Source organism: Streptomyces sannanensis, assembly GCF_039536205.1.
GTDB classification, from domain to species: Bacteria; Actinomycetota; Actinomycetes; order Streptomycetales; family Streptomycetaceae; genus Streptomyces; species Streptomyces sannanensis.
The window spans coordinates 2452629-2466048 of sequence record NZ_BAAAYL010000001.1; the positions used below are offsets into that span (position 1 = coordinate 2452629).

Genomic DNA, 13420 nt, shown 5'->3' on the forward strand with positions numbered 1-13420 from the left:
AGTGAATGCCTAAACGGACCGCGCGCCCGGGGGTCCTGTACCGGGCTCCAGGGCTCTGAACACGTCCATCAGCGCATGCAGCCGGGGCGTCGCCACCAGCTCCTCCAGGGTCATCGGCCGGCCCTCCGCGTCGGCGACCGGCAGCCGCCAGTTCGGGTACTCGTCCCAGGTACCCGGCAGATTCTGCGGCCTGCGGTCACCCACCGCGTCCGGCAGCCAGACACCGACCATACGGGCCGGGGTGCGCAGCAGGAAGCGGTACACGGCACGTACCGCGCCCTCCTCGTCGTGCCGGCCCTCCGGCAGCAGACCGAGCCGGGTCAGATACGCGAGCCAGTCCGCGACCTCCGCCGCGTCGGCGGCCTGCTCCTCCGCGAGCGGGCGGCTCAGCAGCCCCAGTTCGTGGCGCAGCGCGACATGGTCGTGGGTGAGGCGCGCGGCCGTGGACGGCAGGTCGTGGGTGGTGGCGGTGGCGACACAGCCCTCCCGCCAGGACTCCGGGGGCAGCGGTCGCTCCGTACCGCCCCAGTCGCGCTCGAACCACAGCACGGACGTGCCGAGCACTCCGCGCTCCGCCAGCGCGTCGCGCACGCCGCGCTCGACGGTGCCGAGGTCCTCCCCTATGACGACGGCGCCCGCGCGATGCGCTTCCAGGACGAGGACGGCGAGCATCGCCTCGGCGTCGTACCGGACGTATGTGCCCTCGGCGGGCTCACGGCCCTCCGGCACCCACCACAGCCGGAACAGCCCCATGACATGGTCGATCCGCAGAGCTCCGGCGTGCCGCATCAGCCCGCGCAGCAGCCCCCGGTACGGGGCGTAGCCGGACGCGGCCAGCGCGTCCGGCCGCCACGGGGGCAGGCCCCAGTCCTGGCCCCGCGCGTTGAACGCGTCCGGCGGAGCGCCGACCGCCATACCGCGCGCGAAGGCGTCCTGCTGGGCCCAGGCGTCCGCGCCGCCCGGGTGCACGCCGACGGCCAGGTCATGGACCAGGCCGACCGCCATGCCCGCGTCGCGCGCGGCCCGCTGGGCGGCGGCCAGCTGGGTGTCCGTCAGCCAGGCGAGCCGACAGTGGAAGTCGACCCGGTCGAAGAGCTCGGTGCGGGCCCGCTCGGTCTCCGGCGAACGCGGGTCCCGCAGCCCGGCGGGCCACCGGTGCCAGTCGGGCCCGTGTACCTCGGCGAGGGCGCACCAGGTGGCATGGTCCTCCAGGGCCTGCCCCTGCTCGGCCAGGAAGTCGCAGTACGCGGCACGCCGGCCGGGGGTCGGCAGGACGGCCCCTACGATCTCCAGCGCCTCGCGCTTGAGCTCCCACACCGCGTCCCGGTCGATCAGCGCGCCCTCCCGGAGCACACCGGCGCGCAGCGCGTCGGCCTTCTCCAGCAGGGCGTCGAGCCGGGCCCGGTCCCGTACCCGGGTGTACTCCGGCACGTCCTCGACCCTCAGATGCACGGGGTCGGGGAAGCGTCGCGACGACGGCCGGTAGGGGGAGGGATCGGCCGGACTCCCGGGCACGGCCGCGTGCAGCGGGTTGATCTGGACGAACCCGGCCCCGAGCGCCCGGCCCGACCAGGCCGCGAGGTCGGCGAGATCACCGAGGTCGCCCATGCCCCAGGAACGGCCGGAGAGAAGGGAGTACAGCTGCACGAGGAAGCCGTGGGTGCGGCCCGGGGGCTGCGGGACGCGCGGGGGCGCGACGACCAGGGTGGCGGTGCCGGTGCGCCCGTCCGGCGCGTCGGCGTGCAACCGGTGGACGCCGGGCGGGAGTTCGGCCCAGAGCGCGGCCTGCCGTTCTCCGCCGGGTTGCCCGCGCCGGTCCTCCGGCGTGATGCGCAGCCGGGTGCCGGAGGGCAGGGATGCAACGGCTTCCGGCGGCTCCGCCGACGGAAGCCAGTGGACCACCGTCGCCGGCAGCAGGCGCTCCGCCGCCGCCGATTCGGCCGCGGCCAGGGACGCGTTCACCGCCTCCGGGGTGGACGCGTCGACGCCGAGCACGGCGAGCACCATCACCACCGTCGCGTCCGGGATCGGGACCGTGCGGCCCGCAGAGGGCTCGTACGAGGTTGCCACGCCGTGCATCGCGGCGAGCCGGGCGAGGCCCATGTCAGACTCCCGTCGGCTCCGTGCCGGATTCGTCGGTCAGTGGCGGGACTTTGGGCTCACCGGTGAGCGGCGCGGCATCGGCGAGCCGGGGCTCGCTGGTCGAAAACGGCTCGATGTCCTGGACGGCCACGGGGGTTCTCCACGGTTCGGCGGCATGGACGGCGTGTACGGGACGAAAAGCACGGGTCACCCGGAGCCCTACCCAGCGAACGCGGCGACATACGTGCACGGTTGTACCCGTTCCGGCAACGTACCGGGTCAACCGGCCAATTCGGGCACAACGACCTCGCCACATTGACACCCTCGTCGCACGGGTGGTGGGCTCCCTGCATGAAGATCGGGCACAGGAGGAAGGCGACGGCCGTCACGGCGGCCGTCATCGGCGGGCTGCTCGGCACCGCGGTGCCCGGCGCGTCCGCCGCGCCGAAGCCGACCGCCCCTCCCCCGGCCGCCGGTGTCGACGCGCCCTCCGTCTGGCCGCGGCCGCAGTCCGTACGGGCCGGAGGCTCCGCCGTACGGCTGGGTCCGGAGGCGGCGCTGACGGTCGGTGAGGACGCCGACTCGTCCACCGTCGGGGTACTGCGTACCGTGCTGCGCGAAGCGGGCGTGACGACGCTTCACCTCGTGCATCCGGGCGAGCCGCTGCCCGCGGGAGTTCCTGTCGTACATGCCGGCGGCGCGGCCGCGCGGAACGCGCTGCGCGCCCTGCGGATGCGCGAGCGCGAGGACCTGCCGGACGGGGGCTACCGGCTGGCCGCCGGGCGGGTCGCGGGCCGGGACACGGTCGCACTGGACGGCACCGGCGAGGACGGGCTGTTCCACGCCGCGCAGACGCTTCGGCAACTGGTCACGAACGGCTCGGTGCCCGCGGTCGTGGTACGGGACTGGCCCGGCACGGCGGTACGCGGCACCACGGAGGGTTTCTACGGCCGGCCCTGGAGCCGCGAACAGCGACTGGAGCAGCTCGACTTCATGGGCCGCACCAAGCAGAACCTCTATCTCTACGCCCCGGGCGACGACCCCTACCGGCAGGCCCGGTGGCGGGACCCCTACCCCGCCGAGCGGCGCGCAGAGTTCCGGGATCTCGCCGAAAGGGCCCGGCACAACCATGTGACGCTGGGCTGGGCCGTGGCGCCCGCGCAGGCGATGTGCCTGGCCTCGGACAAGGACGTCGCGGCGCTCACGCGCAAGATCGACGCGATGTGGGCGCTCGGGGTGCGCGCCTTCCAGCTGCAGTTCCAGGACGTCAGCTACAGCGAGTGGCACTGCGACAAGGACGCGGACACCTTCGGCTCAGGCCCGGAAGCGGCCGCGAAGGCGCAGGCACGCGTGGCCGGCGCGGTGGCGCGCCATCTGGCGGAGCGGTATCCGGGCGAGGCGGCGCCGCTGTCGCTGATGCCGACCGAGTACCACCAGGACGGCTCGACCGATTACCGGCGGGCGCTCGCCCGGGAGCTGGACGGGCCGGTGCAGGTGGCCTGGACCGGTGTCGGCGTCGTGCCGCGCACCATCACCGGCCGCGAACTGGCGGGCGCACGCACCGTCTTCCGGCATCCGCTGGTCACGATGGACAACTACCCGGTCAACGACTACGCGCAGGACCGCATCTTCCTCGGACCGTACACCGGCCGCGAGCCCGCCGTGGCCGGGGGATCCGCGGCGCTGCTCACCAACGCCATGGAGCAGGCCTCGGCGTCCCGTATCCCGCTGTTCACCGCCGCCGACTTCGCCTGGAACCCGAAGGGATACGTGCCGGAGGACTCCTGGCGGGCGTCCCTCGACGATCTGGCGGACGGGGACCCGCGGGCCCGCGAGGCCCTCACGGCCCTGGCCGGCAACGACGCCTCCTCACTGCTGAACCCGGTCGAGTCTGCGTATCTGCGCCCGCTGATGAAGGAGTTCTGGGCGACGCGCGGCTCCGCCCCGGCCGTGCGGGACCGGGCGGCAGCGCGGCTGCGGGCGGCGTTCGGCGTGATGAGAGAGGCTCCGCAGCGGCTGCGGGACACGGCGGGCGGGGAACTCGGCAAGGAAGCGCGGCCATGGATCGAGCAGTTGGCCCGGTACGGCCGGGCGGGCGAGCTCTCCGTCGACATGCTGCAGGCCCAGGCGCGCGGTGACGGGGCGACGGCCTGGAGCGCGGCACTGGCACTCGAGCCCCTGCACGAGGCCGCCGACGCCGACGCGGACACCGTCACGGTCGGCAAGGGCGTCCTGGACGCCTTCCTGGACCGGGCGGAGCGCGAGTCGGCCGACTGGACGGGAGCGAGCCGGCGCACCGGTGCCGGCGAGGCCGAGGCCGGCCCGGGCACGTACACGGTCCGGCTGGACCGGGTGCGCCCCCTGGCGGCGGTCACCGCGATGACCACGCCCGGCGCGGCCGGTGCGGTCGTCGAGGCACATGTGCCGGGCGAGGGCTGGCGCAGGCTGGGCCCGGTCGCGGCGAGCGGCTGGACCCAGACGGCCGGGGGCGGGGTGCGCGCCGACGCGCTGCGGCTCACCTGGACCGGCCGGGGCCCCACGGTGCGCGCGCTCGTGCCGTGGTTCGTGGACGAGCCGGCGGCGGCGCTGGAGCTGGTGCGCGGCACGGCGGACATGGACATCGGCGGCGCGCCGCAGCGCGTCGAGGTGCGGCTGACGGCCCGGCGGCCCGGTCCCGTGGCCGGCGCGCTGAAGGTGACGGCGCCGAAGGGCGTCACGGTGTCGGTGCCGGTCCGTACGACGGTGCCGCGCGGCTCGCGCACCACCGTCCCCGTCGTGGTCGCCGTCCCCGCGGGTACGCCGGCCGGCGAGTACCCGGTGACCTTCGCCTTCGGCGGCGAGCGGCGGACCCTGACGGTACGGGCGTATCCGCGGACCGCGGGCCCCGATCTGGCGCGTACCGGCCGGGCGTCCTCCTCCGGCGACGAGACCCCGGACTTCCCGGCGGCCGCGGCGGCGGACGGCGACCCGGGAACCCGCTGGTCGTCGCCCGCCGAGGACGGTGCGTGGTGGCAGACGGAGCTGGCGGGGCCGGTGCGGCTGGGGCAGGTGGTGCTGCACTGGGAGCAGGCGTATCCGTCGGCCTACCGCGTCCAGGTCTCGGCGGACGGCCGCGCCTGGCGTACCGCGGCGACGGTGCGGGACGGGCGGGGCGGCGTCGAGTCGGTCCGCATGGACGAACCGGGCACCCGCTTCGTCCGGGTGCAGTCGGACCGCCGTGCGACCCGGTTCGGCGTGTCGCTGTTCACGGTGGAGGCGTACGCCGTGGCGGACTGAGCCATGGACCGCTCCGCCCCCGGACAGAACATGACCCGGATCGTCAGGCGGAAATGCCGTCGATCCGGGCCATGGCGTCGTCGGCGCCGTACGGCTGCAGGTATGGCAACCAGCACGGATCCCGGTGTCCGGTCCCGATGATGCGCCAGGCCAGACCGCTCGGCGGCTCCGGCTTGTGACGCAGGCGCCAGCCCAGCTCCATCAGATGGCGGTCGGCCTTGACATGGTTGCAGCGGCGGCAGGCGGCCACCACGTTGTCCCAGGAGTGCTTGCCGCCGCGGCTGCGCGGAATGACGTGGTCGACGCTGGTCGCGACGCCACCGCAGTACATACAGCGCCCGCCGTCACGGGCGAACAGTGCACGGCGGGTCAGCGGAACGGGTCCTCGATAGGGGACCCGTACGAATCTCTTGAGGCGGATCACACTGGGCGCCGGGACGACACGGGTCGCGCTGTGCATGAAGGCGCCGGACTCCTCGAGGCATATCGCCTTGTTCTCCAGGACGAGGACGAGCGCGCGGCGGAGCGGTACGACGCCGAGGGGCTCGTACGACGCGTTGAGGACCAGGACGTGCGGCACGGTGGACGCCTCCTTGTACGCCGGCGGCGCGTGGCTCGCGCCGGGACGATCTGCCTTAAGTCTCTCCTCATGGCTGGTCGAAGCGCCACCAAGTCCCCGTAACGGGTCCGAAGTGTTTTCGGCCACACCTCCTTTCTTCCCCAGGTGAGACAGGGCTCTCCCTCGAACATGGCCACGAAGCACCCCCGATGCCCCGTTAGTGTGGTGGACAGCCGTAGCCATATCTGGAGGTTCTGCCGTGTTCCGGTCCGACGTACTGGCCGACCCGTCGCCCGGGACACCCGTGACGCTCGACGAGGCCCACGTGCAGGCCACCGAGGCGGCCAGCTGGGTGGAGCAGAACTGGTCCACCTGGCTGTCCATGGGACTGCGCATACTGCTGATCCTCGCGATCGCCGGCCTCCTCCGCACGGTGGTCCGCCGGACGATCACCAAGCTGATCGACCGGATGAACCGCGGCGCCGAGGCGGTCGAGGGCACCTCGCTCGGCGGCCTGCTGGTCAACGCGGAGCGGCGGCGCCAGCGCTCGCAGGCCATCGGCTCGGTGCTCCGCTCGATCGCGTCCTTCCTGATCATGGGCACGGCCGCGCTGATGGTGCTCGGCGTCCTCAACATCGACCTGGCGCCGCTGCTCGCCTCGGCCGGTGTAGCCGGTGTGGCGATCGGTTTCGGCGCGCGCAACCTCGTCACCGACTTCCTGTCCGGCGTCTTCATGATCCTGGAGGACCAGTACGGCGTCGGCGACACGATCGACGCGGGCGTCGCCACGGGCGAGGTCATCGAGGTCGGTCTGCGCGTCACCAAGCTGCGCGGCGCCGACGGCGAGATCTGGTACGTACGCAACGGCGAGGTCAAGCGCATCGCCAACCTCAGCCAGGGCTGGGCCACGGCCGGCGTGGACGTCCAGGTCAAGCCGACCGAGGACCTGGGGCGGATCCGTACGGTCATCGACGAGGCCGCGACGGCGATGGCCAAGGACGACCCCTGGAACGAGCGCCTGTGGGGCCCGGTCGAGGTGCTGGGCCTGGACTCGGTGCTGCTGGACTCGATGAACGTCCGGGTCTCCGCGAAGACCATGCCGGGCAAGGCACTGAGTGTGGAACGCGAGCTGCGCTGGCGCATCAAGCAGGCCCTGGACGAGGCGGGCATCCGCACCGTCGGCGGCCCCGAGCCGGTGGAAGAGGAGGAGCCCCCGGCCGACCCGACGGCCACGATGGCGGCCCCTTCCGCCCTGGCCAACCCGGCCTCGCCCCAGTCGGTGGCGGCGTCCCCGATCCCGCCCCAGCAGGGCCCGACGAACGCGGCGAAGTAGCGCGCACGCAGCGCACACGGCGCCCGGAGGTGATTCCTCCGGGCGCCGTTTCCGTGTGAGGCCCGACTCAGCGAACCCAGTTCTTGAGCGGCTCCGTGTCAAGGGTGATGCCGACCGGGTCCGGGAGGGTCGCCTCCTTGCCGAACGGCAGAGTCTGGACGTTCTCGTAGCGAACGCCGTCCGGCCGGCTGTGCACCTTGATCTCGCAGGTGTCACGGTCGATGAGCAGATACACCGGGATGCCCGTCTCGGCGTAGGCCCGGGGCTTCTCGACACGGTCACGCCGGTCGGTGTCGGAGTCGTACGAGGTGACTTCGACAACCATGAGGACGGGGCTGGGCTCGGCCCATTCGCCTTGGCCGACGAACGCGTCGGCGGGAGCGAGCGAGCCGTCGGGGCGCGCCCGTCCCTCGCGGTAGGTCTCGATCACCAGGCCCTGTGTGGGATCGAGCCACAGATCGGGACGGTGCTGCATACAGATGCGGGTGAGCCACTGGATGATGCGTCCGTGGTCGCCGTCGGGCACGGCCTTCCCCCCGATGTGTCCATGGATGAACTCGAGCCGTGCGCCCTCGGCAGCACGGTCCGCCTGGCGGGCGATTTCCTCGAACTCCGTAACCAGCATCTGCGGCCGGTCGGCGGTCACTGTCACCGAGCCTCCTCCTGCGTCTGCTTCAGCGGGGGTACGACCTCCAGACTACGGAGCGGGCCGCCCCCACGCCCGCGAGTTCGCCCACCGTGGGAACGACCCCGCGCCCCGCAGGTAACGCTTTGGTTGCCGCTGCGGCACCTCTTGTGCGGGGGTACGGATTCGCTCACCACACGAACTCCGCGTAGACCGTCTTGCCGACCACACGCGGCTCCCAGCCCCAGCGCGCGGCCAGGTGCTCGACCACATGCAGACCCCGGCCGAACTGGTCCTCCGCCTCCGCCGGGCGCAAGCTCGGCAACCGCTCGCCTCGCGGGTCGCTGACCTCGATACGCAGCGAGGCGCCGGTGAGCGTGATCCGTACACGGATGAGTCGCTCGCACAGGCTGCCGTGCAACAGGGCATTTGTCACCAGCTCCGAGGCGACCAGCGCCGCGTCCCCGGCAAGGGCGGGGCGCCCCCACTCGGTGACCAGTCGGGCAGCTCTTCGACGGGCGAGGGTGACGCTGCGGGCGTGCGGCGTGTAGTCGAGGCAGTCCTCCTGCAGAACGCGGCTGACCTCTGTGGTGGGGGGTTCGGCCATGGCACACCTCCGTGTGCGATCGGGCGGTGGCTTGCCGCATCTGCACAGGGCAGGGCGGTGCACTTCCACCAATTGACTCCGCTTGGTGGGCGGTCGAGCACCGAAAGTAGTGAGGCGATTGGCGCGGCCGCAACTGACTCGGAGACATTTATCCCCAACGAGTGAAGGGCGTCGACCGGCCGACGCCGGACAGGCAACACTGGGACCGTGAATGGATCGCCACAACGAGGCAACCGGGCGTCAACTGTCCTCGGACGCAGGCTCGGTAGCGAACTGCTGCGCCTGCGTGACGCTTCGGGCAGGACCCAGCAGCAAGCCGCCCACGTCATCAGCGCGACGAACTCGAAGATCGTGAAGATGGAGCAGGGCTGGGTACCCATGCGGGACCCGGACATCCGTGCGCTGTGCGAGTTCTACGGCCTGGACGACCAGAGAACCCTGGGCCGGCTGCTCGGCCTCGCCAGGCTCGACCGCGAGCGCCGCAAGGCCAAGGGGTGGTGGCAACACGCGCCCCAGGCCGGAGCCATGGCGGAGTACATCGCCATGGAGGACATCGCGTCCGGCGTCCGGGCCTGGCAACAGGCGTTTGTCCCTGGCCTGCTCCAAACACCGGAGTACGCCAGGGCGGTTGTGGTGAGCGAGGGTCTTTGGCAGGACCCGGGCGAGATCGAGGGAGTGGTCGGCGTACGGATGAAGCGCCAGGCCCGACTGTCTGCGCCCGGACCGCTTCAGGTGTACGCGGTGATCGGCGAAGGGGCGCTGCGACAGCAGGTCGGCGGCCCTGAAGTGATGCGCACACAGTTGCAGCACCTGCTGAACGCGGCTCAACTCCCCAACGTACGCCTCCAGGTGCTGCCCTTCCGGGCAGGCGGCCACGCATGCATGGCAGGCTCCTTCAACATCATCTCCTTCGCCGAGACCGAGGCGGTGGACGTGGTCCACGTCGACAGCATCGCGGCTACCGTGTGGGTCGAGAACGAGACCGCAAGCGCAACGTACAGCTCGTTCTTCGAACGCACGGCAAGGCTGAGTCTGGCCCCCAGGGACTCGCTCCGACTGATCGAGAGCATCAGCGAGGACATGCATTGATGGACGGTTTCGACTTCATGAAGTCCAGCTACAGCAGCGGAAGCGGCGAATGCGTCGAGGTCGCGGTCAACATACCCGGCACCGTTGCCGTCCGGGACTCCAAGAGCCCCGGAGGGCCGGTCGTTCGCATTACTTCCGCCAGCTGGTACGCGTTCCGCACGCACGTCGCTCACCTCGACATGACGAACAGTTCAATGCGCGCGTGAAACAGCCACTGGGAAGCCGCCGGCTGCATCCTCACCACCGGCGGCACCCGCAAGCGCACCCGCGTCTACGGCACCACCCACAAGGAGGCCGCCGACCTCACCGAGCGCATGTCCGCCAAGACCGCCGGCTCGGAACGTCGCATCGCCCTACCGACCGAGTGCGTCTGCTCACTCGAGCCACCGCCAGCGGCAGGACCAGGAACGGGTCGCCGCCGGAGAGGCGTGGCGGGACGGCAACTGGAGGTCTGGACCTGTCATCCAGCACCGGCCGCACCGCAGCCTCCCCGCAAAGGCGGTAGGAACGCGTTCCTACCGTGCGCTACCGTGAAGCCATGACCGCAAGAAAGCTGTCGATCTCGGTACCGCCCGAGGTCGAAGAGACGATCAAGGCCGCTGCCGCCGAAGAGGGCAAGCCGGTGTCCGCCTGGCTGGCAGAGGCCGCTGTCGAGAAGGCTCAGATCGCCGCCCTGCACGCCCAGGGCCGTGCCGCCGCGCGTGAGCTGGTGGCGGAGTACGAGAGCGAGCATGGCAAGCTGCCGGAGGAGTCGAGGCAGCGCGCCCGCCAGTTCCTCATGGAGGCCGGCCTGCTGGACGACGAGCCGTGGTCGGCGGTCGGGTAGTGCGCACGATCGTCTACGACACCGGCGCCCTGCTGGCCGCCGAGCGCCGCAACCCGGACTTCCTCGCCCTGCACGACGAGCTGACCGTCGCCCACATCCGCCCCGTCGTTCCCGTCGTCGTGCTCGCCCAAGCCTGGAGAGGCGGGCCGCAGCACCAGATCTCCAGAGTGCTCAAGGGTTGCGACATCCTCGCCGACGACCAACGCACCGGTCGTGCCGCAGGAGTCGCCTGCGGTGCCTCGGGAACCTCCGACGTGGTCGACGCGATCGTTGTCGCCACCGCCGTCCAGCACCAGGCCGCCGTGGTCACCAGCGACCCCGACGACCTGACCCACCTCGCCGACTCCATCGGCGTCAAACTCCGCCTCTTCACAGTCTGACCGCTGCGGACGGTTTTGTGAGTGCATGGCTGCTGAGACCCCTGCCGCGCACTGGCAGGCGCTGCTGAAGGCGCAGGAGATCGTGGACGACCATGAGCGCCGCGTCGGTCCACTCTCCCCTGCGCAGTCCCCATCCGATGAAGGGCTGGTTGACGACATGAAGCTGACCGTCGTGGGTGGCGGATCCACCTACACCCCCGAGTTGATCGACGGCTTCGCACGGCTCAGGGACACGCTTCCCATCGGCGAGCTGGTGCTCGTCGACCCGGCCACCGACCGTCTCGAGCTGGTGGGCGGCCTGGCCCGGCGGATCTTCGCCAGGCAGGGCCACCCCGGCGTCATCACCACGACCAGCGACCTGGACGCCGGTGTCGCGGACGCAGACGCGGTGCTGCTCCAGTTGCGCGTGGGCGGGCAGGCGGCACGCAACCAGGATGAGACCTGGCCGCTGGAGTGCGGCTGCGTGGGGCAGGAGACCACGGGCGCGGGCGGCCTCGCCAAGGCGCTGCGCACGGTGCCGGTGGTGCTCGACATCGCGGAGCGGGTGCGGCACGCCAACCCCGACGCCTGGATCATCGACTTCACCAACCCGGTGGGGATCGTGACCCGCGCACTGCTGCGCGAAGGGCACAAGGCCGTGGGCCTGTGCAATGTGGCGATCGGCCTCCAGCGCAAGTTCGCCCGGCTGCTGGACGTGGCGCCGGGCGAGGTGCACCTCGACCATGTCGGGCTCAACCACCTCACCTGGGAGCTGGGCGTACGGCTCGGCGGGCCGGACGGCGAGGACGTCCTGCCGAAGCTGCTCGCCGAGCACGGCGAGACGATCGCCGCCGATCTGCGTCTGCCGCGCCCGCTGCTTGACCGGCTGGGCGTCGTCCCCTCGTACTACCTGCGCTACTACTACACGCACGACGAGGTCGTACGGGAGCTGCGCACCAAGCCGTCGCGGGCCGCCGAGGTCGCCGCGATGGAGAAGGAACTCCTGGAGATGTACGGCGACCCGTCGCTGGACGAGAAGCCTCAACTGCTCGCCAAGCGCGGTGGCGCCTTCTACTCGGAGGCGGCCGTGGACCTGGCGTCCGCGCTGCTCGGCGGGGCCGGCAGCCCGGCGCAGGTCGTCAACACGTTCAACAACGGCACGCTCCCCTTCCTCGCCGACGACGCGGTGATCGAGGTCCAGGCACGTATCGACGCCTCCGGCGTCACTCCGCTCGCCGTGCCGCGGCTCGACCCGCTGTACGCCGGGCTGATCGCGAACGTCACGGCCTACGAGGACCTGGCGCTGGACGCCGCCCTGCGCGGCGGCCGGGACCGGGTGGTCCGCGCGCTCCTCGCCCACCCTCTGATCGGACAGTACGAGTACGCGGAGGCGCTCACCGACCGGCTGATCGCGCACAACCGGGAGCACCTCGCGTGGGCGTGACGGCGGCGGTACTGGCGATCGACGCCGGCAACAGCAAGACCGATGTGGCGCTGCTCGGCGCGGACGGCCGCGTCCTCGGAACGGCACGGGGCGGCGGCTTCCGGCCGCCGGCGGTCGGGGTCGAGGCGGCGCTCGACACGCTGGCGGAGACGGTGGCCCGGGCCGCGGAGGCGGCGGGGGCCATGCGGAATCCGCTCGCCTCCCATGTCTCCGCCTGCCTCGCCAACGCCGATCTTCCGGTGGAGGAACGGGAACTGACGGAGGCTCTGGCGGCACGCGGCTGGGGCAGGACCGTACGGGTCCTCAACGACACCTTCGCGGTCCTGCGGGCCGGCCTGCCCGCCGGAGCCGAACCGCGCGGGGTCGCGGTGGTCTGCGGAGCGGGCATCAACTGCGTCGGGATGACCCCCGACGGACGCACCGCCCGCTTCCCCGCCATCGGCAGGATCTCGGGCGACTGGGGCGGCGGCGGGGGCCTCGCGGACGAGGCGCTGTGGTTCGCGGCCCGCGCGGAGGACGGCCGGGGCGAGCCCACCGCACTGGCCGCGGCGCTGCCCGCGCACTTCGGGCTTCCGTCGATGTACGCGCTGATCGAGGCGCTGCATCTGGGGCGTATCGCGCCCTCCCGCAGGCACGAACTGGCCCCGGTGCTCTTCTCGGTGGCCGCGGACGGTGATTCGGTGGCCCGGGCGGTGGTGGACCGTCAGGCCGACGAGATCGTGGCCATGGCCACCGTCGCGCTGGGCCGGCTGGGGCTGCTCGACGAGGCGACACCGGTGCTGCTCGGCGGCAGTGTGCTGGCGGCCCGCCATCCGCAACTGGACGACCGCATCGTCGCGTTGCTCGCCCGGCGGGCCCCCAGGGCGGTCCCGCTGGTGGTGACCGCCCCACCGGTGCTCGGTGCGGCCCTGCTGGGCCTGGACCGGGTGGCCGCCCCGGCGACGGCGCACGCCGCGCTGCGCGTGCACTACGCGTGACGGTTGTCCCCGATCGTCGGACGGGCCGGGAGTTCCGGCCGGTCCGATGATCTTGGGCTGCCCCGGCGGAACCGGACTGATCGGCACGACGTGTACAAGGGGGGAGTGCGAACGGCGGGGCACCATCAAGATCGCGGCATTCATGGTGTGAATGTCGGTCACGGCCGCCATACTGCTTGCCGGACTTGCTCGTCCTCCGGCCGAACGGGAGACGGACACCGTCAGTGACCTAGGGGGAGGTCA

Annotated in this window: 13 protein-coding genes; 8 read left to right on the forward strand and 5 right to left on the reverse strand. The window is 72.0% G+C overall.

Annotated features, from left to right (window positions below):
* Nucleotides 1–9: 9 nt before the first annotated feature.
* Nucleotides 10–2103, reverse strand: coding sequence for a 4-alpha-glucanotransferase (gene malQ, locus ABD858_RS11550; RefSeq protein WP_345036265.1), 2094 nt, complete (start codon nucleotides 2101–2103; stop codon nucleotides 10–12).
* 1 nt (nucleotide 2104) lies between these two features.
* Nucleotides 2105–2233 (reverse strand): hypothetical protein, encoded by a 129-nt coding sequence (locus ABD858_RS11555; RefSeq protein WP_345036268.1) that lies wholly within the window; start codon nucleotides 2231–2233, stop codon nucleotides 2105–2107.
* A 200-nt stretch (nucleotides 2234–2433) separates the two neighbouring features.
* Here ABD858_RS11555 and ABD858_RS11560 point away from each other — a divergent pair, with 200 nt between their 5' ends.
* Nucleotides 2434–5358: a glycoside hydrolase family 84 protein gene (locus tag ABD858_RS11560; protein ID WP_345036270.1), complete on the forward strand. Its 2925-nt coding sequence runs from the start codon at nucleotides 2434–2436 to the stop codon at nucleotides 5356–5358.
* A gap of 43 nt (nucleotides 5359–5401) precedes the next feature.
* Here ABD858_RS11560 and ABD858_RS11565 read toward each other — a convergent pair whose 3' ends face one another.
* On the reverse strand, nucleotides 5402–5938 hold the full coding sequence (locus tag ABD858_RS11565; protein ID WP_345036272.1) for an HNH endonuclease: 537 nt from the start codon (nucleotides 5936–5938) through the stop codon (nucleotides 5402–5404).
* Between the two features lie 238 nt (nucleotides 5939–6176).
* Between ABD858_RS11565 and ABD858_RS11570 the strand changes: the two genes are divergently transcribed.
* Nucleotides 6177–7250 carry a mechanosensitive ion channel family protein gene (locus ABD858_RS11570; RefSeq protein ID WP_345036274.1) on the forward strand — a complete coding sequence of 358 codons (1074 nt, stop codon included), beginning with the start codon at nucleotides 6177–6179 and terminating at the stop codon, nucleotides 7248–7250.
* Nucleotides 7251–7317: 67 nt separating this feature from the next.
* Here ABD858_RS11570 and ABD858_RS11575 read toward each other — a convergent pair whose 3' ends face one another.
* Both ABD858_RS11575 and ABD858_RS11580 read right to left on the reverse strand, forming a co-directional pair.
* A complete protein-coding gene (locus ABD858_RS11575; protein ID WP_345036276.1) occupies nucleotides 7318–7902 on the reverse strand; it encodes a Uma2 family endonuclease in 585 nt (194 codons plus the stop codon).
* Nucleotides 7903–8065: 163 nt separating this feature from the next.
* Nucleotides 8066–8482, reverse strand: coding sequence for an ATP-binding protein (locus ABD858_RS11580; RefSeq protein WP_345036278.1), 417 nt, complete (start codon nucleotides 8480–8482; stop codon nucleotides 8066–8068).
* A 207-nt stretch (nucleotides 8483–8689) separates the two neighbouring features.
* Here ABD858_RS11580 and ABD858_RS11585 point away from each other — a divergent pair, with 207 nt between their 5' ends.
* The 6 genes from ABD858_RS11585 (at nucleotide 8690) to ABD858_RS11610 (ending at nucleotide 13177) form a co-directional block, all read left to right on the forward strand.
* The gene (locus ABD858_RS11585; protein ID WP_345036280.1) at nucleotides 8690–9571 is read left to right on the forward strand and encodes a helix-turn-helix domain-containing protein; all 882 of its coding nucleotides are present in this window, start codon (nucleotides 8690–8692) and stop codon (nucleotides 9569–9571) included.
* Nucleotides 9571–9777, forward strand: coding sequence for a DUF397 domain-containing protein (locus ABD858_RS11590; RefSeq protein ID WP_345036283.1), 207 nt, complete (start codon nucleotides 9571–9573; stop codon nucleotides 9775–9777). The genes ABD858_RS11585 and ABD858_RS11590 overlap by 1 nt, the downstream gene beginning before the upstream one ends.
* 332 nt (nucleotides 9778–10109) lie before the next feature.
* Nucleotides 10110–10397 carry a DUF1778 domain-containing protein gene (locus tag ABD858_RS11595; RefSeq protein WP_215060360.1) on the forward strand — a complete coding sequence of 96 codons (288 nt, stop codon included), beginning with the start codon at nucleotides 10110–10112 and terminating at the stop codon, nucleotides 10395–10397.
* Nucleotides 10397–10777, forward strand: a complete 381-nt coding sequence (locus ABD858_RS11600) for a PIN domain-containing protein (RefSeq protein ID WP_345036286.1) — start codon at nucleotides 10397–10399, stop codon at nucleotides 10775–10777. The genes ABD858_RS11595 and ABD858_RS11600 overlap by 1 nt, the downstream gene beginning before the upstream one ends.
* A 157-nt stretch (nucleotides 10778–10934) precedes the next feature.
* Nucleotides 10935–12200 (forward strand): 6-phospho-beta-glucosidase, encoded by a 1266-nt coding sequence (locus ABD858_RS11605; protein WP_345044444.1) that lies wholly within the window; start codon nucleotides 10935–10937, stop codon nucleotides 12198–12200.
* A complete protein-coding gene (locus tag ABD858_RS11610; RefSeq protein ID WP_345036289.1) occupies nucleotides 12191–13177 on the forward strand; it encodes an N-acetylglucosamine kinase in 987 nt (328 codons plus the stop codon). The genes ABD858_RS11605 and ABD858_RS11610 overlap by 10 nt, the downstream gene beginning before the upstream one ends.
* Nucleotides 13178–13420: the final 243 nt, after the last annotated feature.